Raw genomic sequence first — 19,063 nt, 5'->3', positions numbered from 1 at the left:
GCAGGCGCACGAAAAGGCGCGCACGTGGCTCGGCAAGGTGGGACTGAACGGCTATGGCGAGCACTACCCGGACGAGTTGTCCGGCGGCATGCGTCAGCGCGTGGGCCTCGCCCGGGCGCTGGCCGCCGACACCGACGTGCTGCTGATGGACGAGGCATTCTCCGCGCTCGATCCGCTGATCCGCACCGAAATGCAGGACCAATTGCTGCAGTTGCAGGCCACGCTGAACAAGACCATCGTGTTCATCACGCACGATCTGGACGAGGCGCTGCGCATCGGCAACCGCATCGCCATCCTGCGCGACGGCACGCTGGTCCAGGAAGGCACGCCCGACGAGATCCTCACGCGTCCGGCCGACGATTACGTGCGCCGGTTTGTGGAACGGCGCGCCGGCGGGCAGTGAAATAAGCCGATGCGGCCAGACATGCGCGGCACGTATGCCCCATCGCCCGGCTCAATAGCCTGTCGCCTTCGGAAGATGCCAACCGAGGGCAACCGCCGTCAGGCGTAACGCAAAGCACGCCACGCCACCCACGAACGCAGCCAAGCCGGGCGGCAATCCGGCGCGGCGTGCCACGACCACCACCAACGCCCCGAAGAAGGCTGCCGTCGCGTAGATGTCGGCGCGCAGCACGAACGGCACGCGAGCCAGCAGGATGTCGCGGATCACACCGCCCCCTACCCCCGTGATGGTGCCCATCAGCATCGCGACAAACGGGCGAATCTTGTAGAGCAGCGCCTTCTCCGCGCCGGCAACGGCGAATAACGCAAGGCCCGCAGCATCGAGCACGGTGACCAGCATCCCAGGCACCGGCTTGGCGAGCGAATGAAACAGGAACGTCAGCAGACCCGCCGCGAACGTCAGGGCCGGATAGCGCCAATCACGGATCGCGCTCGGCGGCGTTGCGCCGAGCAGCAGGTCGCGGATCACGCCGCCGCCCAGCGCAGCCACGAACGATACGACCATCACCCCCAGCAGATCGAGGCCGCCGCGCATCGCACTGACCGCCCCTTCGACCGCGAATACGAATGTGCCGGCCATGTCGGCCGTCCAGATGAGCGCTTCGGCATTCGGCTTTGTTTTACTGATCGACAATGTTGGCATCGGCCCGTCACCTCTCCCCTCGTCTGAGTTGTCGAAAGGTATAGCGGAAACGGGTCGAAGGGGGAAGTTTTTTGCGGGAGCGGGCATCGCAGACTGGCCAGCTATTATCGCCCCCCTAGTATAACGATGAAGCGGATAGTGGTTCTGGTTCGGGCATCGAAACTGGCGACCCTCACCGCCCTTGAACAGGATTACTACACATCGAGGGTTTAAAGCGAGATATAAATCCAGAAATTGACTTTCCCGTTCCGACTAAAGGAACATGGAAACAGGTACTGCGCTTGGGAGATCGAAACGGAAGGAAAACTGGGGTGGCTGATGGGACTCGAACCCACGACGACAGGAATCACAATCCTGGACTCTACCAACTGAGCTACAGCCACCACTGGTACATCTATCTGCTTGGCTCACCAAGAACTGGCTTGCCGATCGAGAAGCGAGATTATACAAACATGATCTGCGTTTGCCTAGTCCTTTATTCAAACATTTCTGTCGGCTCGCGCAGATGCTGTCTTGCTTCGTCGAAAATGGCGAGATCGCGCGCAGCCAGTTTCTTGTTGTCCGAGAGCACGCGGCGCCAGCCACGCGCACCCGCGACGCCGCGATAGAGTCCGAGTGCGTGGCGCGTGATCGCGCCGAGGAAAGTGCCGCGCGCGAGTTCGGCCGCACAATATTCGATCAGCTTCGCTTCAGCCTGTTCGCGTGTCAGCGGGGCTTCGGTCGAGCCGTAGAAGCGCGCATCGACATCGGCCAGCACATACGGGTTGTGATAAGCCTCGCGGCCGAGCATCACGCCGTCGACATGCCTCAGATGCATCTCGACCTCGTCGAGCGTCTTGATACCGCCGTTGATGATGATCTCGAGCTGCGGGAAATCGCGCTTCAACTGATAGGCATAGTCATACTTGAGCGGCGGAATCTCGCGGTTTTCCTTGGGGCTGAGGCCTTTCAGAATGGCATTGCGCGCGTGCACGATGAACACTTCGCAGCCGGCATCCGCGATCGTGCCGACGAAGTCGCGCACGTAGCCATATTCTTCCACCGCGTCGACGCCGATCCGATGTTTCACCGTCACCGGCACCGACACCGCGTCGCGCATCGCCTTCACGCAATCGGCGACGAGCTGCGGCTCGTTCATCAGACACGCACCGAATGCACCGCGCTGCACCCGCTCCGACGGGCAGCCGCAATTCAGGTTGATTTCGTCGTAGCCCCATTGCTCGCCGAGCTTTGCCGAGCGTGCGAGGTCGTCGGGTTCGCTGCCGCCCAGTTGCAGCGCGACCGGCGCTTCGTCGGGCGTAAACGCCAGGTGCCGCGGCACGTCGCCATGCAGCAGCGCGCCGGTCGTCACCATCTCCGTATAGAGCCAGGTGTGGCGCGACAGCATGCGATGCAGCGAACGGCAGTGGCGATCGGTCCAGTCCATCATCGGAGCGACCGAAACGCGACGGGGATTGGCGGGTAGAGCGAGGGACATATGGGAACGGCCAGCGGCATGAATCAAACCGCAATTTTACCGCAAGCGGGCGCCCGGCCCGCCGTGCCGGCTTGGGACCGCCAGCGGGCGGATGTGCACGCTTGTGACAATTCGAAGAAGGGCCAGAAGAAAATCGGCGCTGCGCCCCGCGTGGGTGCTCCTGACCCCGTTGTCAGCCTCACCGGACAAGGCGCGAGCCGATTGTTTCGGTCGTGGGAATAGTAATTTCAGATTATCGATACAAATTATCGATAGTAAGGGAATACACTTATTTCATCGACGTTGCAGACACACCAGACCGGCCGATGTCGCGACGTCTCCCTGAACCGAAGTCTGAAACGAATCCTGGAGTCATGATGAAGAACACGCTTATCGCCGCTTTGCTGGTTGCCGCTTCCGCCACGCTCGCCGCTCCCGCCTTTGCTAGCGGCTACGGTCCGGCACCTTTCTATCGCCCGGCAGTCGGCGCACCGGCATCGCAACAAGGCCAGAGCGCGCAGACGGTTGCGGCCGAACGCGCCGAAGCAAACGGCAATGCATATGGCGGCGTGAACGCCAACTCGTCGCAATCGGGCGCCCGCCAGGCAGCAAAGGGTCCGCAGTCGGTTTTCTTCGGTCAGTAATCGGGGCCGAGCCGGACGTTCGCAACGAGCGTCCAGCTACAACGCCAGATCGTGCAGGCATCGCCCTGCGCCATCTGGCGTTTTTCATTGTCCGGCGTACGGGATGGGCGCGGCCCGGACCTCCGCGCGGTGCGGCAGATCAATCGCAATCGCCAGACAAATACTGTCTGCCGTTGCAGGTGATCTCAACATCTCCGCTCGCCGCTTCCGTGGCGAGTCCCTGGCCAAGGAGTTCCGCGGTGATCGCGGGTGAGAGCGGCGGCGCAAGCTGACCGACGCCCACTTCGTTGAGCCGTCGCAACGCCTCGATGGCTTCTGGACTGAGTGACTTCGACATGGCCGTCTCCGTCGTGGTACTCAATTCATCCTAGCACTTTCCATCATCGCCGCAGCGACTGCTTACCTTTTCGATGCGTCAAAAACCGGTGTGCGGCATTTGTCCCCACCGCGTCATATTTCAAGGTGCATACCGCCCCACCCTCGCGCGCCCTTGATTCATTACGTGATTTATCTTCACGTAACAGTTCGTGAAATTTGGAAATCAAGTTATGGCGCGTTCCTGCTAACTTCCCGCCCAATGAGCAGGCCGTGAAGCGCACGGTTTCGTGCTGCATGAGCAGTCGCGTATCGCGCACTGCGTCTTCCAGTTTCCAGCAACGACATCTGGCCGTCCATGACGCACGATACACAGCCGGCGACGGCAGTCGAGTGGTTCGCCCGGGGCAACGCCTGCGCCGAACGCGGCGAGTTCGAAAACGCCCTCGACTGTTATGAAAAAGTCCGCGTCCAGCGGCCCGCAGACCCGGGCGTGTACAACAATCTCGGTTCGACCTACGTCAGGATGGAGCGCTTTGCGCAGGCCTTGCAGTGTTACCTGCAGGCACGAGCGCTCGACCCGAACAACGCGGATATCCATCACAACCTCGGCTGGGTTCTCGAACAGATGCACCGTCTGGAAGAGGCGGTGCTCAGCTACCAGCAGGCGATCCAGTTGGGCAAGCTCGTCGATGGTTCTTACAACAACATGGCGAACTGCCTGCAGTCGCTGGGGCGGTTCGACGAGGCCCATGCGGCCTATCGTCGGGCGATCGAGATTGCGCCGCAGAGCATGGTGTATTACCGGAATTTCGTGCAGTCGAAGCGCATGACGCCCGACGATCCGTGTTTCGTCTCGCTGGAACAACTGGCCGGGCGTGCCGATTCGCTGAGCCCCGACAATCAGGCCCAGTTGCACTTCGCCATGGGCCATGCGTTGGCCGATATGGGGCAGAACGATCGCTCGTTCGAGCACCTGTTGAAAGCCAATACGATGTATCGCCATAGCGTCGACTACAACGAAGCAATGACTCTGGGCCTGTTCAACGATATCCCCCAACTGCTGGGCGCAGACGTGCTGCGGGCAAAACGCGGTCTGGGAGATCCTGCCGATTCGCCGGTTTTTATCGTCGGCATGCCGCGTTCCGGTTCGACACTGATCGAACAGATTCTGGCGAGCCATCCGCAGGTATTCGGCGCGGGCGAACGGCCGGATTTCGGCAAGGCATTGATGCAGGCGCTCGCCCGTAGCGACGCCGACCAGCACAAGCTCAACTTCGACGCGATGCACGCGGCGAGCGCGGCGCAACTGGCGCCGCTCGGCGCCGACTACTTGCAGCGCATTCGCGCCGAGGTGGCGGATGCATCGAGCTACCGGCGCATTACCGACAAGTACCCGTTCAATTTCATCAACGTCGGACTGATCCATCTTGCGTTGCCGAACGCCCGCTTTATCCACAGCCGGCGTGCGCCGGTGGAAACCTGCCTGTCGATTTACTCGCGGATTTTCCAGGACGTGCCGTTTGGCTATGACCTCGGCGAACTGGGCCGCTACTACCACGCTTACGACGCATTGATGGCGCATTGGCGGCAGGTGTTGCCTGAGGGGGTGATGCTCGAGGTGCAGTACGAGGACCTCGTCGATGACCTCGAGGGGAACGTGCGCCGCATGCTGGCGCACTGCGGACTCGACTGGGACGAACGTTGTCTCGCGTTCCACCAGACGCAGCGCCAGGTCAATACGGCGAGCGCGTCGCAGGTACGCAAGCCGCTGTTTCGCACCTCGCTCGCGCGCTGGCGTCCCGCGGCGGAGCTGATTCAGCCGCTGTATGACGGGCTCGGGCCGGCGTTGCTCGACGCCGAGAGGCGGCAGATGTTGTGAGAGGCCGGGCGGCGCCTGAGTGTCACTGGCAGCCCCGTACGCGACGAATGAGAAGGCCACCACCGCCGACTGCCACGTTAGATGCCGTAAGGCATGTAAGCATCTCTGAAACCCAATTTACCGCGCGGCGTCCTACACTGGTCTCTCCTCTTCCCTGAGAGGATTTTGTCTCTCACACTCTTGTGGCCCACTTCCCCTGGTGGGCCTTTTTTTATCGCAGCCGCGGCAGAGCTGCCGCCTGACCTACAATAGCCGGTTAAACGTTAGGGTATGAGGACGCAACAATGCGGTTAAGAATACGAACACTCGCGCTGGGCTTGCTTACAGCATCTTTCATGCTCGACGCGAGTGCCGAAATGACGGCCGAGCAATACAAGCAGTGGGCGCATGTCGACAACAATTCGGTGTACGCGGCCTACATCACAGGCGCACTGAACGAACTGGGATGGGCCAACGGCGATCTGATTTCGAAAAAGCGCGCGCCGCTCTTCTGCCCGCCGGAAAAGCTGCCCATCGGCCCGCAGACGGTGTACCCGATGCTCGACGAGTTTTTCACCAATCACCCGGGGCTGTCCGATGACTTCCCGGTCGGTCTCGCCATCCTGCGCTCGCTTCAGGCGGCGTTTCCGTGTCCGAAGGGCGGCGGCCGTTAAGACGGCTCAACGGCACGCGCTGCGCGCCTTCACAGGCGCGCGATCGACACCTCCGTCGACTTCACCAGCGCCACCACTTCCGAGCCAACCTTCAGGTCGAGCTCGTCGACCGAACGGGTGGTGATGACGGAGGTCACGATGCCGAACGGCGTCTCGACATCGACTTCGGACACCACCGACCCGCGGATGATTTCCTTCACCTTGCCTTTGAACTGATTACGTACGTTGATTGCGGAAATGCTCATATCGAGTGACTCCAGTAGATCGATAAAAAACGCTCAGATAGCCCAACGGATTTCGGTCGGCCGCACGGGGCGGTCGTCGTAAGCGGAATCTACTGTGTGGGGCAGTAGTACGTCGTCGTTCGGCGAGGTCTTCAATACCCGCTGCAGCACATGTTCTTCAAGCGCGGCAAAACCCGCCGAGGCTCGTGCGCGAGGCCGCTCGAGCGGCACGGGCTGATCGAGCGCAATGCGCCCTTCTTCGATCAGCAGAATCCGGTCGCCCAACGCCACGGCCTCATGCACGTCGTGCGTGACGAGCAACGCGGTAAAGCGATGCTCGCGCCACAGGCGCTCGATTAGCGCGTGCATCTCGATGCGGGTGAGCGCGTCGAGCGCCCCGAGCGGCTCATCGAGCAGCAGCAACTGCGGCCGGTGCACCAGCGCCCGCGCGAGCGCCACCCGCTGACGCTGGCCGCCGGACAACTGGGCCGGCCAGTCGTTGGCGCGCTCGAGCAGACCGACTTCCGCGAGCACTGCACGCGCGTCTTCGCGTGCGCCGCGGCCCAGACCGAGCATCACGTTCTGTAGCACGCTCTTCCACGGCAACAGTCGCGCGTCCTGAAACATGATGCGGGTGTCGAGCGGCCGGCCATCCTCGGTGCGCTTCTCGAGCACGCCGGCACTCGGCTTCTCGAGGCCGGCGACGAGCCTTAGCAAGGTGGACTTGCCGCAGCCGCTGCGGCCGACGATCGCCACAAAACTGCCGCGCCCGATCGACAGATTGAAATCGTTCAGCACCGTACGCTTGCCGTACTGCTTGCCGACGCCGCGCAACTCCACCGCGTGGTCGGCGTCGCGCGACGCTTGCCGCGCCAGCGCTCCGGAAGCGGCAGCGGGTGCCGCGGCGCCCGGCTCATGCGCAGCCGCGTCGCCATGAAACGAGCCGGCGTCGCGCCCGAAAGCGTGCGTCGGGCGCCCGTCGGCCCCGCCTTCTGCGGCTTCCTCCGCGTCGCGATCAAGGGTGCGCGCCTGTGCCAGCTCCGCTTCGAGATCGGCGCCCGCAATGCCGCCGAAGCTCGTCGAAAATGTCGTGGCACTCATGCTTTCGCTCCTCGTTGATACGCCGGATGCCAGCGCAGCGTGACGCGCTCGAGCGTCTTCGCCAGCACATCGGCCAGCTTGCCCAAGGCGGCGTACAGCAGGATGCCGACCACCACCACATCGGTTTGCAGGAATTCGCGGGCGTTCATCGTCATATAGCCGATGCCCGATTGCGCGGAGATCGTTTCCGCGACGATCAGCGTGACCCACATCAGGCCGAACGCAAAACGCACGCCCACCAGAATCGACGGCAGCGCGCCGGGCAGGATCACGTCCCAGTACAGACGCACACCCTTCACGCCGTAGCTGCGCGCCATTTCGATCAGGTTCGCATCCACCGAGCGGATGCCGTGGAAGGTATTCACATAGATGGGAAAGAACACCCCGAGCGCGACGAGAAACACCTTCGCCTGCTCCTCGATCCCGAACCACAGGATCACGAGCGGGATCATCGCCAGCGCCGGAATATTGCGGACCATCTGCACGGTCGAATCGAGCGCCACTTCGATCGGTCTGAAGAGGCCCGTCGCCAGCCCGAGTGCGAGGCCGATGCCGCCGCCTACTGCGAAGCCCGAGACGGCACGCCATGTGCTGACCTTCACGTCCGCCCACATTTCGCCCGACTGGATCAGAGACCACGCGGCCTTCACCACCGCGAGGGGTTCGGGCAACACGCGCGTCGAGAGCAGGCCGCTGCGCGCGGCAAACTCCCACGCGAGCAGGATCGCCAGCGGCGCGATCCACGGCGCAAGATGCGCGCCGAAGCGCCGCCACGTGCTTTCAGTTGCATTGGATTGAGCCATGATCGCTTACTCCACTTCGTGTTCAAACAGGGGCTGCGGGCGCCGGGAGCGGTCGGCCGGCGCTTCGAAGCGCAGCCTGTAGACGTTCCGGCACGCCCGGCCGCCGTCAGCTTGCGCTGACCTTCGGCAAATAGTTGTTGCCGACGATCTCGCCGAACGGCCCGGAGAGCGGTCCGCTCGCGCTCGTGCGCCGGCGGTTCGGCAACAGCGGAAACACCAGTTCGGCGAAGCGGTACGACTCCTCCAGGTGCGGGTAGCCGGACAGGATGAAGGTCTCGATCCCCAGCTCCGCGTACTCTTTCATGCGCGCGGCCACCTGCTCAGGACTGCCGACCAGTGCCGTCCCCGCTCCGCCGCGCACGAGCCCCACTCCGGCCCATACGTTCGGATAGACTTCGAGGTCCTGGCGGCCGCCGCGCTTGCCGCCGTGCAGGGCGGCCATGCGGCGCTGCCCTTCCGAATCCATCCTGGCGAACGATGCCTGCGCGCGGGCGATGGTGTCGTCGTCGAGCTTGCTGATCAGCTTGTCGGCGGCGGCCCATGCTTCCTCTTCGGTCTCGCGCACGATGACGTGGAAGCGAATCCCGAACTTGATCTTGCGGCCATGCGCTTCGGCACGGGAGCGGATGTCGGCGATCTTCTTCGCGACCGCTTCGGGCGGTTCGCCCCAGGTCAGATAGGTGTCGATATGCTCGCCGGCCATCTCGTGCGCGGCCGGCGACGAGCCGCCGAACCACAGCGGCGGATGCGGATCCTGCACCGGCGGATACAGCAGCTTGCCGCCCTTCGAACTCAGATGCTTGCCCTCGAAGTCGACCGTATCGTTGGTGTGCGCCGCGGTGAGCGTCTTGCGCCAGATATGCAGGAACTCGTCGGTAATCTCATAGCGGGTGTCGTGATCGACGAACACGCCGTCGCCTTCCAGCTCGGCCGCATCGCCGCCGGTCACGACGTTGATGAGCAGACGCCCGCCCGAGAGCCGGTCGAAGGTCGAGGCCATGCGCGCCGCGAGTCCCGGCGAAGTGATGCCTGGGCGAATCGCGACGAGGAACTTCAGGCGCCGCGTCGCGGCAATCAGGCTCGAGGCGACCACCCAGGCGTCTTCGCATGAACGGCCGGTGGGCAGCAGCACGCCCTCGTAGCCGAGCGTATCGGCTGCGACGGCGATCTGCTGGAAATAGTCGTAATCGGCTGCGCGTGCGCCTTGGGACGTACCGAGGTAGCGGCTGTCGCCGTGAGTCGGGATGAACCAGAACACATTCATTGACTGCTCCTGCTTGTTCGAGACTGGATGGATTGACGGGGCAAACGGGTCGGCACGCTCAGAGGGCGAGTTTCATCAGGCCGTGAGGCAAACGCCGAACGACAGATCGGGACAGCAAGTTTTGCGGACCGCAAGCCGCGAGCGCCCCGCGCGCAGCGGGCTAGCGGCAGAGCCGGCAGCGCAGGGGCGCCGCAGCGGAGAGGATGGCGTTCTGCTTCAGACAGGACATCGCGACTGCTTCCCTTGGCGAAACGTGCGCCTCGCGACGCGCGGTAAGTGGGCGACGGCGGCAATGCCGTCTACATGAAGAAGCAGTCTATGGATCGGCAGCGGGCTTTTGAACGATTTTTTTTAACTTAGGTTTTCCACTTTCGTGATTAGCCCGACGCTGCAGCATACGCCGGGTTGCCTCGGCTCAGACAGACCGTCTATATAATGACGCGTCTTTCGATAATCCGGCCCGGGCCGCATTGCGCATCTCTTAAGCCGTCCGAGCCCTTGGCGCCGCACCGTATGCAAAAAATCATCCTGCCGTTCGTGTCCGGTTTTCTGGCCTCATTGTTCTTTCACGAATCGACACTCGCGTTGCTGCACGCTGCCGGACTGATCGATCCGGCCGGCTTCTCGACCGCGCCGTTCCAGCCGCTCGGGCTGCCCGAGTTCATTGCGAATGCGATCTGGAGCGCCGTGTGGGCCGTGCTGATGGCGTGGCTCTTGCGCGTGGCGCCCGAGCGCCGTGCCCCGTGGATCCAGGCGTTCGTATTCGGTGGCATCGCGCTGACCGCAGCGAGCGTGTTCGTGGTCGACCCGCTGCGCGGCATCTGGCCGAGCGGCAACATGCTGCCGCGCCTCGCGATGGGTTTCGCGGCCAATGCCATGTGGGGATGGGGCGCGCTCGTCTTCATGCGCGCGTTTATGGCGTCTGAAGACGAGGCTTGAGGGGGCGAGCGCTACTTCGGCGCCTGGGTCCTTCAGCCCTGCAGATCGGCTAGCGGATGCTCCGCCGCCGACCACGGACTTTCGAACATCCGCGCGACGTCGTCAGCGCTAATGTCTTCAATGCGGGCGAAGCGCCAGCGCGGAACATTGTCCTTGTCGATGATGCGGGCGCGGATCCCTTCGATCACGTCACCATGCGCGAAGGTCGTGCGGGTCAGATCCAGATCGCGGCGCAGACAATCGGCCATCGCACCCTCCGCGCGCGTCACGACCTCCAGTGAAACGGCCATCGACAACGGCGAGCGCTCGCGCAGCACGCCAATCGCCTGCTCGGCCCATTCGGCGGCCTCACAGCCGGCTTTTTCCGCTTCCAGCGAAGCCAGAATCCGCGCCATGTCCGGCAGCGCAAAATGCTTGTCGATGAACGGGCGCGTGCCCGCCAGCGTCGAGGTATCGGGCGTCGGCGCGACCTTGCAGGCAGCCGTTTCGCGCTCCACGCATGCCACCACGTCCGCGCCGCGCTCGAACAGCTCGCTACGCAGGGTGTCGACGAGCGCGGGCAGCGCCTCATCGTCGATATAGACGTCGGCCAGTCCCGCGTACAGCGCGTCAGCCGGGCCGATCGTCTCGCCGGTTACAGCCAGATAGCGGCCGAGGGCGCCTGGCGTGCGCGCGAGAAACCAGCCCACGCCGACATCGGGAAAAAGCCCGATGCGCGTTTCCGGCATCGCCATACGGGTCGAGCCGGTGACCACGCGCAAGCCGCCCGTTCGATGCGCGCCTTGCGAAATCCCCATGCCGCCGCCCATCACGACGCCGTTCGTCAAGGCAATGTAAGGTTTCGGATAAGTGAAGATGGCGTGATTGAGACGGTATTCCTCAGTAAAGAATGCGTCGCGCGCCGCCGCGTCGCCGCGCTGAACCGTCTCGTACAGGAAGCGGACATCGCCGCCCGCGCAGAACGCGCGCGAATGCGCGGTGCGCACCACCACCGCGAGTACGTCGGGATCTTCGCGCCAGGCCTCGAGCGCGGCATGCATCGCGCGGATCATGCCGGTCGACAGCGCGTTCAATGCTTTCGGACGCTCCAGTTCGATAAAACCGATGCGATTGGCAATGTAGGTGGTGACTTCGTCGCTGACAGCGGATGCTTCAGAAGTATGCATGGCAGTTGAAGAGGCGGGATCGGTTCGAGGGGTGAACGTTATCACGCCCCGGCAACCTTCGGCTTCGCAGACGAGCGGCGCGCACGCGCGGGAGGCGTAGTTGCGGCGGTGCCGGCAGAGACATCTGCAGCCGGCTCGCGCGCGCCGAACCAGGCTTGCAGCGCGGCGTCGATGACACTGTCGAGCGGTGCTGTCGGAAACACCGGACAGGTCAAAGTCAGCGCGACGATGCCGTGCATCGTCGCCCACAAGGCCTGCGCCCAGACCGCAGCATCCGCCGACGCCGGCAGGCGCCCCGCCGCCCTCAGTTCTTCGAGCGCGTCTACCATCAGACGCGTTGCCGCATCACTGGATGCGTCGCCCGCCGCGGGGTTGACGAGCTGCGCGCCGGCCTCGTCAGCGGGCTCCTTGGCGGCGGCCCCGTCCAGGTTGTCGGGCTGCTTGCCCGAGCGCTTCTCCCCATGCCCCCCGCCACCGAGCGCCGCGCTCAGGTAGGTCGGATCTTCCATAAAGATCAACCGGTAGGTCTGCGGATGCGCAACCCCAAAGGCCACATAGGCGTGAGCCAGCCCCTTGAGCCGCTCGGCCGGATCGGCGATCTGCGCGAGCGGCGCGAAGCTGGCAAGCAACTGCTCGTAACCCTGCGCGCACAGCGCGCGGGCAATCTCGTCGCGGCTCTCGAAGTGCAGGTACAACGTGGCCGGCGAATATTCGATGGCGTCGGCGATCTTGCGCATCGATAGCGCAGCGAAGCCTTCGCGAATCACGATGCGCCGCGCCGCCTCGAGGATACGTTCGCGCAGCGCCTGCTTCTGGCGAGTCTTACGTTCGGTTATTCCCATGCGCCGCATTTTCCGGTTGACAAACTGAAAAGTCAAATTAAACTGAACACCGTTTACTGAACGGTGTTTATAAACATTCGTTTAGCTACTGACCCACATCTACCGATCGGTCAGTTTTTCAAGGAGTTGTCATGGAGAAGGCAGGAAAAATCGGGCTGTTTGGCGCCGCCGGGGCGATCGGACAAAGCATTGCGGCCGCGCTCAGGGCCGCCGACCGCGACTACCGGGTCATCGGGCGCTCGCACGGTGCGCTGCAGGCAGCCTTCGGCCAGGACCCGCACGCGGAAATCGCCACCTGGAACCCCGACGAACCGGCCTCGATTGCAGCAGCGGCGCAAGGCCTGCAGACGGCCATCTATCTGGTTGGCGTCCCCTATAACCAGTTCGAGACGCATCCGCCGCTGATGGAAAAAACGCTTGCCGGCTTACGTGCGGCCGGCGTCGAACAACTGATCCTGATCGGCACCGTTTATCCCTACGGCCGTGCACGCAGCAATCCGGTCACGGAAACTCATCCGCGAGAACCGCATACCTCCAAGGGCCGCATGCGCCTCGCTCAGGAAAATCTGGTGCTCGATGCGCACGGCCGCGATGGACTCTCCACGCTCGTGCTGCGCCTGCCCGACTTCTACGGCCCGCGCATCGAACGCAGCTTTCTGAACGGAGTGTTCGAGGGCGCCGCGCGTGGCACGCGCGCCCAGATGGTCGGCCCAATCGACGTGCCGCATGAATTCGTATTCGTGCCGGATGTCGGCCCGGTGGTGGAAACGCTGACTCGCACGCCGCAGGCGTACGGTCGCTGGCTGCACCTTGCGGGCGCCGGTACGATCACCCAACGCGAGGTGGCCACCCAGGCGTACGCACTGGCCGGGCGCGAACCGAAACTGATGGTCGCCGGCAAGCCGATGCTGCGCATGTTCGGCTTGTTCAATCCGATCCTGCGGGAAATGGTCGAGATGAATTACCTGATGAGCGAGCCGGTCGTGCTCGACGATAGCGCGCTGCAAGGGTTGATCGGGCCCATCAGGAAGACCCCGTATGAGGAAGGGATTCGCCTCGCGTTCGAAGCCGCCAAAGATGCGTTGAGCGTGGCCGCCTGATGCGGCAGCGCGTCGTGCGAGTGCGCGCCTCTCGGGTGTCGCTGCTTACGGTGCCGCCCCTTGCACGTCTGCCACGTTACCCGGCGGAAAGTGTCCGCTCTTCAGCAGCACGGGCGTGCCGTTGCTGATCTGTAAATGCTCGCGCGCCACCGCTTCGATGCGTCCGCGCCCCGCATCGAATGCGCGCATCCAGCCTTCGCGATCTTCGGAGCTCGCGCCGAAATGGTCTTCAAGCGCTTCGACCGAGATCGCGCATGGCACGGCTTCGCCATCGACCAGCGCGCGGAACACGACAGTCAGATTGAAGTCGCGGTAAGCGGGTGCGTCCGCGGGAAACCGAATTTCCATGGTCGCCTCATCAGAAGAATCCGTCGGGAAGTCAGGCGCCAGGCCGAAGCAGCGGCGCGATTCGGATATCGCGAATATGGTACCCGCCCAAATGGACTGCGGTCCACCCTCGGCAACGAGACGTGGCAACCCGGAGCGCTGGCCGGCATGGCGTATCGAGATGCCGTTCGAGTGTGCCTGAGAGGTCTAAGTCGCTCGTGGAGGCGATCAATTCCGCGAGCCGACCTGCGCGGTAACGCGGTCGGATACCGCACGTGAGCCGGTCGCACCACGCTACGGGCACGTTCCGTGCGTGGGCCAACACAGGCCTGGTGGAGATCAAAATGAGCCCGGTGCCCGATTGAGCTGCATGACCCGGGCCGCCACGCCTCGAGTCGTGGAGGTCGCAACGATGGCTGCCTCGCGTCGCTTTCGCCATCCGTTCAAAGAGGACACGTCATGAAGCTGAAGCGATTTACGTGGCGCCTGCGTCCACTCAGCCGACGCACCGCCACCATGGCGCCGGGCGATCTGATGCGGGCACGCGGGCGCATCGGCGCCTTACCCGTGGCAGCATTGCTCGCGGCGGGCCTGCATGGGTGTGCGTCTGCGAATACGACTTCGCTGATCAACCTGCCGAACGGCGAAACCGGTTTCGCGGTGAACTGCAGCGGCGCGGACGCCGGCTCGAGCTGGGCATCGTGCTACGTCCAGGCGGGACATGCATGCGGCGCCACCGGCTACGACATCATCTCGAAGGACAACGATCAAGGCGGTGCGGCCGGCGGCGGTGTGACCAACGTGGTTTCAGCGAACGTAAAAAACCGCTCGATGATCATCCGCTGCAAATAAAGCGCGACGTGTCAATGCGCCTGCATCTTCGAGAACAGGTTCAGCACGACCACACCGGAGACGATGAGGCCCAGCCCGACGATGGCGGGCCAATCGGGCACTTGCCGGTACAGCACGAGCGCCACGAGCGTAATCAGGACGATGCCGGCGCCGGACCAGACTGCATAGACGATGCCGACCGGGATGCTCTTGAGCGTGAGAGAAAGACAATAGAACGCGACGCCATAGCCCAGCACCACGACCACGCCGGGCAACATGCGGGAGAAGCCCTCCGACGCGCGCAGCGCCGAGGTGGCAATCACCTCGGCGACGATGGCGATGGCGAGCAGCGCAAAAGGAGGCACGCGCATAGGTTCAGGCCTTTGCAAGCGCGAGCTTGCTGTAGTCGTGACCGAGGTGCGCACACAACGCCTCGACGACCAGTTCGTGATCGGCTCGCTGCGGCAAGCCGGACACCGTGATCGAACCAATCACGCCGGCGCCTGCGACCGTCAGCGGAAACGCGCCGCCGTGCGAGGCATATTCGTTGAGCGGCAAGCCATGCTTTTCGGCGAGCGTGCTGCCCGCCTGTTGCATGCGCAAACCGATTGCATAAGAGCTGCGCCGGAAATGCGCGACCACATTCCCCTTGCGGCGCGCCCAGTCAGCGTTATCAGGCGTCGCGCCGGCGAGCATGCTAAAGAACAGCGGCTGACCGAAGGTGCGCACGTCGATAGCAAGGGCGAGGCCGCGCGCCTTGCCAAGCGCGTGCAGATCGACGCCGACCTGCCACGCACGGTCGGCGTCGAAATGAGGGAACACGAGCGTGTTTTCCTGAGCAAGAACCGACTGCAAATCGTGAGCGATGTCCATGGGCGGGAGAAGAACAAGAGAAGGATGCGCCTGCGCAACTCGCCGGATCTCAACGCATATCACTTGAGTGGCGGCGCAGATGGATAGCGGATTCTAGCGCAGCGTCAACGCAACGCCTCCGCGATCTTGCCACAGTGCGCACACAGACCCTGAAGAGACACCGGCCGAACCACGGCCATCAATACCGGCGCGCAGGCAACGCGACAGACGGCGAATGAAATGCCCTCGCCCGCATATTGAAGTCTGTTCTTAAAAAGGTATTGCACGAGCCGGCCGGGTGTCCTATAATCTTTTCTTCGACGGACGCGGGGTGGAGCAGTCTGGCAGCTCGTCGGGCTCATAACCCGAAGGTCGTAGGTTCAAATCCTACCCCCGCAACCAAAAGCAGCAAGGCTTTCAGCCGTTTTGTGTCTTTGTGGATGTCGTCTCCATTTTACCGTTAAGGAAAATCTGGCAGAATTTTCTGCAAAAAGATTTCGTCGTCATAGAACCCGCCCTGTGCGGGTTTTTTGTTGTCCGCTCGCTTTGCGCGGACCCGCCCCACCGGCGAGCCAATACGACTGCGATCTCTCGTTGTTCTCTAAGCTGGGCGTCCGCGCCCTATGCTGATCGGCTCAGATCGACCCAGCTTGTGTGAAAACGTGCGCTGATCGCCTCAACTGAATTAACGCATTTAGGTCGGGCGGGCACATGAAGCGATTCGTCGAAGGCGAAGACCGTAAGCATGCTGCCCGAGTATCTCGACGACAATCCAGTGCGCGTAGTCGACGTCTTTGTCGATGAGCTTGATCGTCGTGATCTCGGCTTTGACGGAATCGCTCCCGCAGCAACGGGACGACCCTCGTATAGTGCCGTTGCTTTGCGACAGGCAGCCAGATCGTGAGGCGCCGATATCTGATCTCCAGAAGCGCCTGGTGAGGGCGGCCTTTTGAGTCGCGAAATTCGATCCGATGCACTCCCTTCAATCGCACCTCCGACATTTCATCGGCCACAGTATGTTCCCCGTCACCGGCTAATCTGTTGGTGTAGCTACGTACGAGAAAATGCGCTCGTGTCATGAAGCACGAGAACTGATCCTTCCGTTCCCGCGAAGCGCTGCGCGGTTGCCTGAAAATGCCCGATCAGGATGTCCTGCTCGCTGCTGCCCGCCAACGCATGCCGGATCGCTCGTGCAGTACGTTCTCGCTGGCGCGTTGAGAACAGCATGTACTGGGTACTCGATATGGCCTTCGGCGAGGACCTGTGTCGCATTCGGGTTCAGAACGCTGCCCAGAACTTCGCGATCCTGCGCCGTATCGCCATGAATCTGCTCAAACGCGATATCTCCGCAAAGGTCGGACTGAAGAGCCGCCGACTCAAGGCCTGAGCCAATGATTCATATCGCGCCACGTTGGTCCGCTTGCGAGCTTCATGCGATTGCCCTGCCATCACAGTCGCGATGCCGCAAAATTTCGAACTATTCCTATTCACCAACCCAACGTAACCAAAGTAACTTTGCCGGCGACGTGAAGAGCGTTGCTCGTCCAACGCCCTCGCTCACTATTCGACACACTGGCATGGCCGGATCCACATTTTCACAACTACAAAGAGGCAGAAAAACTTGAAAGCAAAACAGAAACCGCGCGGATTCAGACTGGCGCTGGTCCTGGCCAGCATTACGCTGCCGATGTTGATGACTGGCACGCGTGCATACGCTCTGCAAGAAACCAATACCGACACGCAGAATAACGCTCATGACTTCACCTATGATCAACAGAAAAGCTGGCATGTCGAGGCAGGCGATTCCCAATCGCCAATCGACATTCGCCTCCGCGACGTCGTTTCCGCCGATCAGCCATCGGACGAAAACGATGCGATCACCATGCACACCACCAGCGAGGGTGCGAGCGTCGTCGATAACGGCCATACCGTTCAGGTCATACCGGAGAACAGCAGTGCAACGATCCGGGGCCGCCACTTTGCGCTTATCCAGGCACACTTTCATGCACCAGCCGAACATACCATTGACGGAAAACACTATCCGGTCGAGGGACACTTCGTCTTCAAGGCTCAGGACGGACGACTGGCGGTGGTAGCGGTGCTGTACAAGGAAGGAGCAGAGAATGAACAGTTCGCAGCCATTATCCGCGCAGCGAAACGCCACGTCACGACGCCGCTTGCCTCATTCAATGCGGCGGCGCTTCTGCCCGCCAACAGCAAACCCTATTACCACTACCTCGGTTCGCTCACGACTCCACCGCTCTCCGAGAACGTCGAATGGTACGTCCTGAGCCGTCCGGTCGATCTATCAAGCTCCGACATCGCGGCGTTCAAACGTCTGTACGCGCACAATGCACGGGATCAGCAACCACTGAACGGGCGACCGCTCCTGAGTTACGCGGACTGATGTTGACGTTTTCGGTCGCACTGCAGCGTCGGCGGTACTGCAGGGGCTGGCGTGCGGGTTCATTGTCTGGCGCCAGGCGGCGTCGATCTGACAAGCGCCGCTGGTCCGAATGACGATGCAGGTGTTAAACGCCGTTGCAGAGTTTGAACGCGATCTACGACTCGAGCGTACGAATGCCGGCATTGCACGCGCGAAGGCCGAAGGTAAAGCAATGGGGCGACCGTTCGCATTGTCCGAGCGGCACCGGGCGGAGGTGCTGAAAAAACTCAGCGAAAGCGTGAGCGTTGCCTCCATTGCGAAGGAATACGGCACACGTCGCCAGACGATCCGCGCGTATGCCCATCGCCGAATCCCATTCGATAAAGCCCTGAGCGCGCATGAATGCGCTGCTCGTGCGCATCTTGAGATTGATTGTGCAGAGCCGGGCCGAAACTAACGTCGTTCTTATCCACGCTCTCGTCCTGCGTAGCGCGCTAAAAATCCTCCACCATCGCGAACAGCGCCGTCACGCCTGCCGCACTCAGAATCAGGCGGTTACCCGAGAGCAGCGCGTGCAGCAACTGATCCGAGAACACCGACACTGCCAGCCCGCACAGTGGAAAAATGCAAATGCCGCAGGAAAAATCCGCTGCAGTAGCTTTGCAGAAAAAGGCCCGCACGGGATGCACTCCCTTTGCCGAGCCTCGCACCGGCGTGCGCAAGCGTTTGACATAGCGAGCCCACGACCACGCCACTGCAATCAAGTAGGAAAAGTCATCAACCCAATTTCCATCAATCTGTAGTCCGAACAGAAACATGCCAATAAAAAGGCGCGTTCAGATGATGTCAAATACTTTAAGCGACGCAGCACCTGCGCCGATCACGGCGCCCACCGTATGCAGGTCGACTGACCGGTCAATCCAGCCGAAGAAAATGCTGGCCGTGAGTGCACCGACCGCTGCACAGTTGGTGATAATCCGAAGCCGGTAGAAGATGTTTTTCTTGCGCATGACGTCTTGCTCCCACAGTTTTTCCAATGCCCCAATCCGGGCGGGCTAACCGAGTAGCAATCCTAACGCAATTGTCATGACGTTGCTAAGCGCTTCCGTCGAATTAGCCGTTCGGCCAGGTTTTCACCCCCTCCCTGCGCTGCGGCTCCGCTCTGCCGCACAG

At 62.4% G+C, this 19,063-nt stretch carries 24 protein-coding genes, 2 tRNA genes and 2 pseudogenes; 12 read left to right on the top strand and 16 right to left on the bottom strand.

The genetic code is table 11. From position 1 onward, the window contains the following. On the top strand, positions 1 to 403 hold a 403-nt coding region (locus AC1ECK_RS30800), incomplete at its 5' end, for an ATP-binding cassette domain-containing protein (RefSeq protein WP_480326037.1). A 51-nt stretch (positions 404 to 454) separates the two neighbouring features. On the opposite strand, the gene AC1ECK_RS30795 is transcribed toward AC1ECK_RS30800, so the two are convergent. The 3 genes from AC1ECK_RS30795 to dusA all read right to left on the bottom strand — a co-directional run bounded on the left by AC1ECK_RS30795 (position 455) and on the right by dusA (position 2,582). Continuing rightward, positions 455 to 1,105: a trimeric intracellular cation channel family protein gene (locus AC1ECK_RS30795; protein WP_480326035.1), complete on the bottom strand. Its 651-nt coding sequence runs from the start codon at positions 1,103 to 1,105 to the stop codon at positions 455 to 457. Between the two features lie 307 nt (positions 1,106 to 1,412). After that, positions 1,413 to 1,488 (bottom strand) — tRNA-His (locus tag AC1ECK_RS30790). Between the two features lie 92 nt (positions 1,489 to 1,580). After that, positions 1,581 to 2,582: a tRNA dihydrouridine(20/20a) synthase DusA gene (dusA, locus tag AC1ECK_RS30785; RefSeq protein WP_480326033.1), complete on the bottom strand. Its 1,002-nt coding sequence runs from the start codon at positions 2,580 to 2,582 to the stop codon at positions 1,581 to 1,583. 356 nt (positions 2,583 to 2,938) lie between these two features. On the opposite strand from dusA, the gene AC1ECK_RS30780 reads away from it, so the two are divergent. Continuing rightward, positions 2,939 to 3,205, top strand: coding sequence for a hypothetical protein (locus AC1ECK_RS30780; RefSeq protein ID WP_480326031.1), 267 nt, complete (start codon positions 2,939 to 2,941; stop codon positions 3,203 to 3,205). Positions 3,206 to 3,344: 139 nt separating this feature from the next. Here the strand turns inward: AC1ECK_RS30780 and AC1ECK_RS30775 are convergent, their stop codons facing one another. Together AC1ECK_RS30775 and AC1ECK_RS30770 are read right to left on the bottom strand one after the other, a co-directional pair. Next, positions 3,345 to 3,542, bottom strand: coding sequence for a hypothetical protein (locus AC1ECK_RS30775; protein WP_480326029.1), 198 nt, complete (start codon positions 3,540 to 3,542; stop codon positions 3,345 to 3,347). Between the two features lie 43 nt (positions 3,543 to 3,585). Further along, positions 3,586 to 3,819 carry a hypothetical protein gene (locus AC1ECK_RS30770; protein ID WP_480326027.1) on the bottom strand — a complete coding sequence of 78 codons (234 nt, stop codon included), beginning with the start codon at positions 3,817 to 3,819 and terminating at the stop codon, positions 3,586 to 3,588. Positions 3,820 to 3,878: 59 nt separating this feature from the next. Between AC1ECK_RS30770 and AC1ECK_RS30765 the strand changes: the two genes are divergently transcribed. Beyond that, positions 3,879 to 5,402 carry a sulfotransferase family protein gene (locus AC1ECK_RS30765; RefSeq protein ID WP_480326025.1) on the top strand — a complete coding sequence of 508 codons (1,524 nt, stop codon included), beginning with the start codon at positions 3,879 to 3,881 and terminating at the stop codon, positions 5,400 to 5,402. Positions 5,403 to 5,737: 335 nt separating this feature from the next. Further along, complete coding sequence (locus AC1ECK_RS30760) at positions 5,738 to 6,055, top strand: hypothetical protein (RefSeq protein WP_480326023.1); 318 nt, start codon at positions 5,738 to 5,740, stop codon at positions 6,053 to 6,055. Between the two features lie 29 nt (positions 6,056 to 6,084). Here the strand turns inward: AC1ECK_RS30760 and AC1ECK_RS30755 are convergent, their stop codons facing one another. From AC1ECK_RS30755 to ssuD, 4 genes are all read right to left on the bottom strand, one after another. Further along, a complete protein-coding gene (locus tag AC1ECK_RS30755) occupies positions 6,085 to 6,300 on the bottom strand; it encodes a TOBE domain-containing protein (RefSeq protein ID WP_115782798.1) in 216 nt (71 codons plus the stop codon). A 33-nt stretch (positions 6,301 to 6,333) separates the two neighbouring features. After that, entirely contained in the window at positions 6,334 to 7,380 is a 1,047-nt protein-coding gene (locus AC1ECK_RS30750) for an ATP-binding cassette domain-containing protein (protein ID WP_480326021.1), read from the bottom strand. Continuing rightward, complete coding sequence (gene ssuC, locus AC1ECK_RS30745) at positions 7,377 to 8,183, bottom strand: aliphatic sulfonate ABC transporter permease SsuC (RefSeq protein WP_480326019.1); 807 nt, start codon at positions 8,181 to 8,183, stop codon at positions 7,377 to 7,379. The genes AC1ECK_RS30750 and ssuC overlap by 4 nt, the downstream gene beginning before the upstream one ends. A gap of 106 nt (positions 8,184 to 8,289) precedes the next feature. Further along, entirely contained in the window at positions 8,290 to 9,447 is a 1,158-nt protein-coding gene (gene ssuD / locus AC1ECK_RS30740) for an FMNH2-dependent alkanesulfonate monooxygenase (RefSeq protein WP_480326017.1), read from the bottom strand. Positions 9,448 to 9,960: 513 nt separating this feature from the next. On the opposite strand from ssuD, the gene AC1ECK_RS30735 reads away from it, so the two are divergent. Beyond that, positions 9,961 to 10,386, top strand: a complete 426-nt coding sequence (locus AC1ECK_RS30735) for a hypothetical protein (RefSeq protein WP_480326015.1) — start codon at positions 9,961 to 9,963, stop codon at positions 10,384 to 10,386. Positions 10,387 to 10,418: 32 nt separating this feature from the next. On the opposite strand, the gene AC1ECK_RS30730 is transcribed toward AC1ECK_RS30735, so the two are convergent. Further along, entirely contained in the window at positions 10,419 to 11,552 is a 1,134-nt protein-coding gene (locus tag AC1ECK_RS30730; RefSeq protein WP_480326012.1) for an enoyl-CoA hydratase/isomerase family protein, read from the bottom strand. A 41-nt stretch (positions 11,553 to 11,593) separates the two neighbouring features. Next, entirely contained in the window at positions 11,594 to 12,394 is an 801-nt protein-coding gene (locus AC1ECK_RS30725; protein ID WP_480326010.1) for a TetR/AcrR family transcriptional regulator, read from the bottom strand. Positions 12,395 to 12,525: 131 nt separating this feature from the next. On the opposite strand from AC1ECK_RS30725, the gene AC1ECK_RS30720 reads away from it, so the two are divergent. Then, on the top strand, positions 12,526 to 13,494 hold the full coding sequence (locus tag AC1ECK_RS30720; RefSeq protein WP_480326008.1) for an NAD-dependent epimerase/dehydratase family protein: 969 nt from the start codon (positions 12,526 to 12,528) through the stop codon (positions 13,492 to 13,494). A 45-nt stretch (positions 13,495 to 13,539) separates the two neighbouring features. On the opposite strand, the gene AC1ECK_RS30715 is transcribed toward AC1ECK_RS30720, so the two are convergent. Beyond that, a complete protein-coding gene (locus AC1ECK_RS30715; RefSeq protein ID WP_480326006.1) occupies positions 13,540 to 13,842 on the bottom strand; it encodes a DUF1488 family protein in 303 nt (100 codons plus the stop codon). A gap of 495 nt (positions 13,843 to 14,337) precedes the next feature. On the opposite strand from AC1ECK_RS30715, the gene AC1ECK_RS30710 reads away from it, so the two are divergent. Then, complete coding sequence (locus AC1ECK_RS30710) at positions 14,338 to 14,673, top strand: hypothetical protein (protein WP_480326048.1); 336 nt, start codon at positions 14,338 to 14,340, stop codon at positions 14,671 to 14,673. A gap of 11 nt (positions 14,674 to 14,684) precedes the next feature. Here the strand turns inward: AC1ECK_RS30710 and AC1ECK_RS30705 are convergent, their stop codons facing one another. Continuing rightward, positions 14,685 to 15,017: a DMT family transporter gene (locus tag AC1ECK_RS30705; protein WP_480326046.1), complete on the bottom strand. Its 333-nt coding sequence runs from the start codon at positions 15,015 to 15,017 to the stop codon at positions 14,685 to 14,687. A gap of 10 nt (positions 15,018 to 15,027) precedes the next feature. Next, the gene (locus AC1ECK_RS30700) at positions 15,028 to 15,525 is read right to left on the bottom strand and encodes a heme-degrading domain-containing protein (protein WP_480326004.1); all 498 of its coding nucleotides are present in this window, start codon (positions 15,523 to 15,525) and stop codon (positions 15,028 to 15,030) included. A gap of 304 nt (positions 15,526 to 15,829) precedes the next feature. Here AC1ECK_RS30700 and AC1ECK_RS30695 point away from each other — a divergent pair. The 5 genes and pseudogenes from AC1ECK_RS30695 to AC1ECK_RS30675 form a co-directional block, all read left to right on the top strand. Next, positions 15,830 to 15,906 (top strand) — tRNA-Met (locus AC1ECK_RS30695). A gap of 309 nt (positions 15,907 to 16,215) precedes the next feature. Beyond that, a pseudogene (locus AC1ECK_RS30690) lies at positions 16,216 to 16,387 on the top strand (IS5/IS1182 family transposase); the annotation flags it as partial. A gap of 264 nt (positions 16,388 to 16,651) precedes the next feature. Then, positions 16,652 to 16,891 (top strand): transposase, encoded by a 240-nt coding sequence (locus AC1ECK_RS30685; RefSeq protein WP_480326002.1) that lies wholly within the window; start codon positions 16,652 to 16,654, stop codon positions 16,889 to 16,891. Positions 16,892 to 17,125: 234 nt separating this feature from the next. After that, complete coding sequence (locus tag AC1ECK_RS30680) at positions 17,126 to 17,911, top strand: carbonic anhydrase (RefSeq protein ID WP_480326000.1); 786 nt, start codon at positions 17,126 to 17,128, stop codon at positions 17,909 to 17,911. Positions 17,912 to 17,950: 39 nt separating this feature from the next. Further along, a pseudogene (locus AC1ECK_RS30675) lies at positions 17,951 to 18,239 on the top strand (recombinase family protein); the annotation flags it as partial. Between the two features lie 145 nt (positions 18,240 to 18,384). On the opposite strand, the gene AC1ECK_RS30670 reads toward AC1ECK_RS30675, so the two are convergent. Together AC1ECK_RS30670 and AC1ECK_RS30665 are read right to left on the bottom strand one after the other, a co-directional pair. After that, positions 18,385 to 18,708, bottom strand: coding sequence for a hypothetical protein (locus AC1ECK_RS30670; protein WP_480325998.1), 324 nt, complete (start codon positions 18,706 to 18,708; stop codon positions 18,385 to 18,387). A gap of 18 nt (positions 18,709 to 18,726) precedes the next feature. Continuing rightward, the gene (locus AC1ECK_RS30665; RefSeq protein WP_480325996.1) at positions 18,727 to 18,927 is read right to left on the bottom strand and encodes a hypothetical protein; all 201 of its coding nucleotides are present in this window, start codon (positions 18,925 to 18,927) and stop codon (positions 18,727 to 18,729) included. Positions 18,928 to 19,063: the final 136 nt, after the last annotated feature.

The sequence above is a fragment of the Paraburkholderia sp. SSBN10T genome (assembly GCF_056619545.1).
Note: the sequence above shows the minus strand (reverse complement) of the source record. Positions and strands in the feature narration are given on the sequence as shown.

What these genes read in the sequence shown, in the direction of transcription:
- AC1ECK_RS30795 (WP_480326035.1), bottom strand. Translation starts at nt 1,105, where the DNA reads ATGCCAACATTGTCGATCAGTAAAACAAAGCCGAATGCCGAAGCGCTC.
- dusA (WP_480326033.1), bottom strand. Translation starts at nt 2,582, where the DNA reads ATGTCCCTCGCTCTACCCGCCAATCCCCGTCGCGTTTCGGTCGCTCCG.
- AC1ECK_RS30780 (WP_480326031.1), top strand. Translation starts at nt 2,939, where the DNA reads ATGAAGAACACGCTTATCGCCGCTTTGCTGGTTGCCGCTTCCGCCACG.
- AC1ECK_RS30775 (WP_480326029.1), bottom strand. Translation starts at nt 3,542, where the DNA reads ATGTCGAAGTCACTCAGTCCAGAAGCCATCGAGGCGTTGCGACGGCTC.
- AC1ECK_RS30770 (WP_480326027.1), bottom strand. Translation starts at nt 3,819, where the DNA reads ATGCAGCACGAAACCGTGCGCTTCACGGCCTGCTCATTGGGCGGGAAG.
- AC1ECK_RS30765 (WP_480326025.1), top strand. Translation starts at nt 3,879, where the DNA reads ATGACGCACGATACACAGCCGGCGACGGCAGTCGAGTGGTTCGCCCGG.
- AC1ECK_RS30760 (WP_480326023.1), top strand. Translation starts at nt 5,738, where the DNA reads ATGCTCGACGCGAGTGCCGAAATGACGGCCGAGCAATACAAGCAGTGG.
- AC1ECK_RS30755 (WP_115782798.1), bottom strand. Translation starts at nt 6,300, where the DNA reads ATGAGCATTTCCGCAATCAACGTACGTAATCAGTTCAAAGGCAAGGTG.
- AC1ECK_RS30750 (WP_480326021.1), bottom strand. Translation starts at nt 7,380, where the DNA reads ATGAGTGCCACGACATTTTCGACGAGCTTCGGCGGCATTGCGGGCGCC.
- ssuC (WP_480326019.1), bottom strand. Translation starts at nt 8,183, where the DNA reads ATGGCTCAATCCAATGCAACTGAAAGCACGTGGCGGCGCTTCGGCGCG.
- ssuD (WP_480326017.1), bottom strand. Translation starts at nt 9,447, where the DNA reads ATGAATGTGTTCTGGTTCATCCCGACTCACGGCGACAGCCGCTACCTC.
- AC1ECK_RS30735 (WP_480326015.1), top strand. Translation starts at nt 9,961, where the DNA reads ATGCAAAAAATCATCCTGCCGTTCGTGTCCGGTTTTCTGGCCTCATTG.
- AC1ECK_RS30730 (WP_480326012.1), bottom strand. Translation starts at nt 11,552, where the DNA reads ATGCATACTTCTGAAGCATCCGCTGTCAGCGACGAAGTCACCACCTAC.
- AC1ECK_RS30725 (WP_480326010.1), bottom strand. Translation starts at nt 12,394, where the DNA reads ATGGGAATAACCGAACGTAAGACTCGCCAGAAGCAGGCGCTGCGCGAA.
- AC1ECK_RS30720 (WP_480326008.1), top strand. Translation starts at nt 12,526, where the DNA reads ATGGAGAAGGCAGGAAAAATCGGGCTGTTTGGCGCCGCCGGGGCGATC.
- AC1ECK_RS30715 (WP_480326006.1), bottom strand. Translation starts at nt 13,842, where the DNA reads ATGGAAATTCGGTTTCCCGCGGACGCACCCGCTTACCGCGACTTCAAT.
- AC1ECK_RS30710 (WP_480326048.1), top strand. Translation starts at nt 14,338, where the DNA reads ATGGCGCCGGGCGATCTGATGCGGGCACGCGGGCGCATCGGCGCCTTA.
- AC1ECK_RS30700 (WP_480326004.1), bottom strand. Translation starts at nt 15,525, where the DNA reads ATGGACATCGCTCACGATTTGCAGTCGGTTCTTGCTCAGGAAAACACG.
- AC1ECK_RS30685 (WP_480326002.1), top strand. Translation starts at nt 16,652, where the DNA reads ATGTCCTGCTCGCTGCTGCCCGCCAACGCATGCCGGATCGCTCGTGCA.
- AC1ECK_RS30670 (WP_480325998.1), bottom strand. Translation starts at nt 18,708, where the DNA reads ATGTTTCTGTTCGGACTACAGATTGATGGAAATTGGGTTGATGACTTT.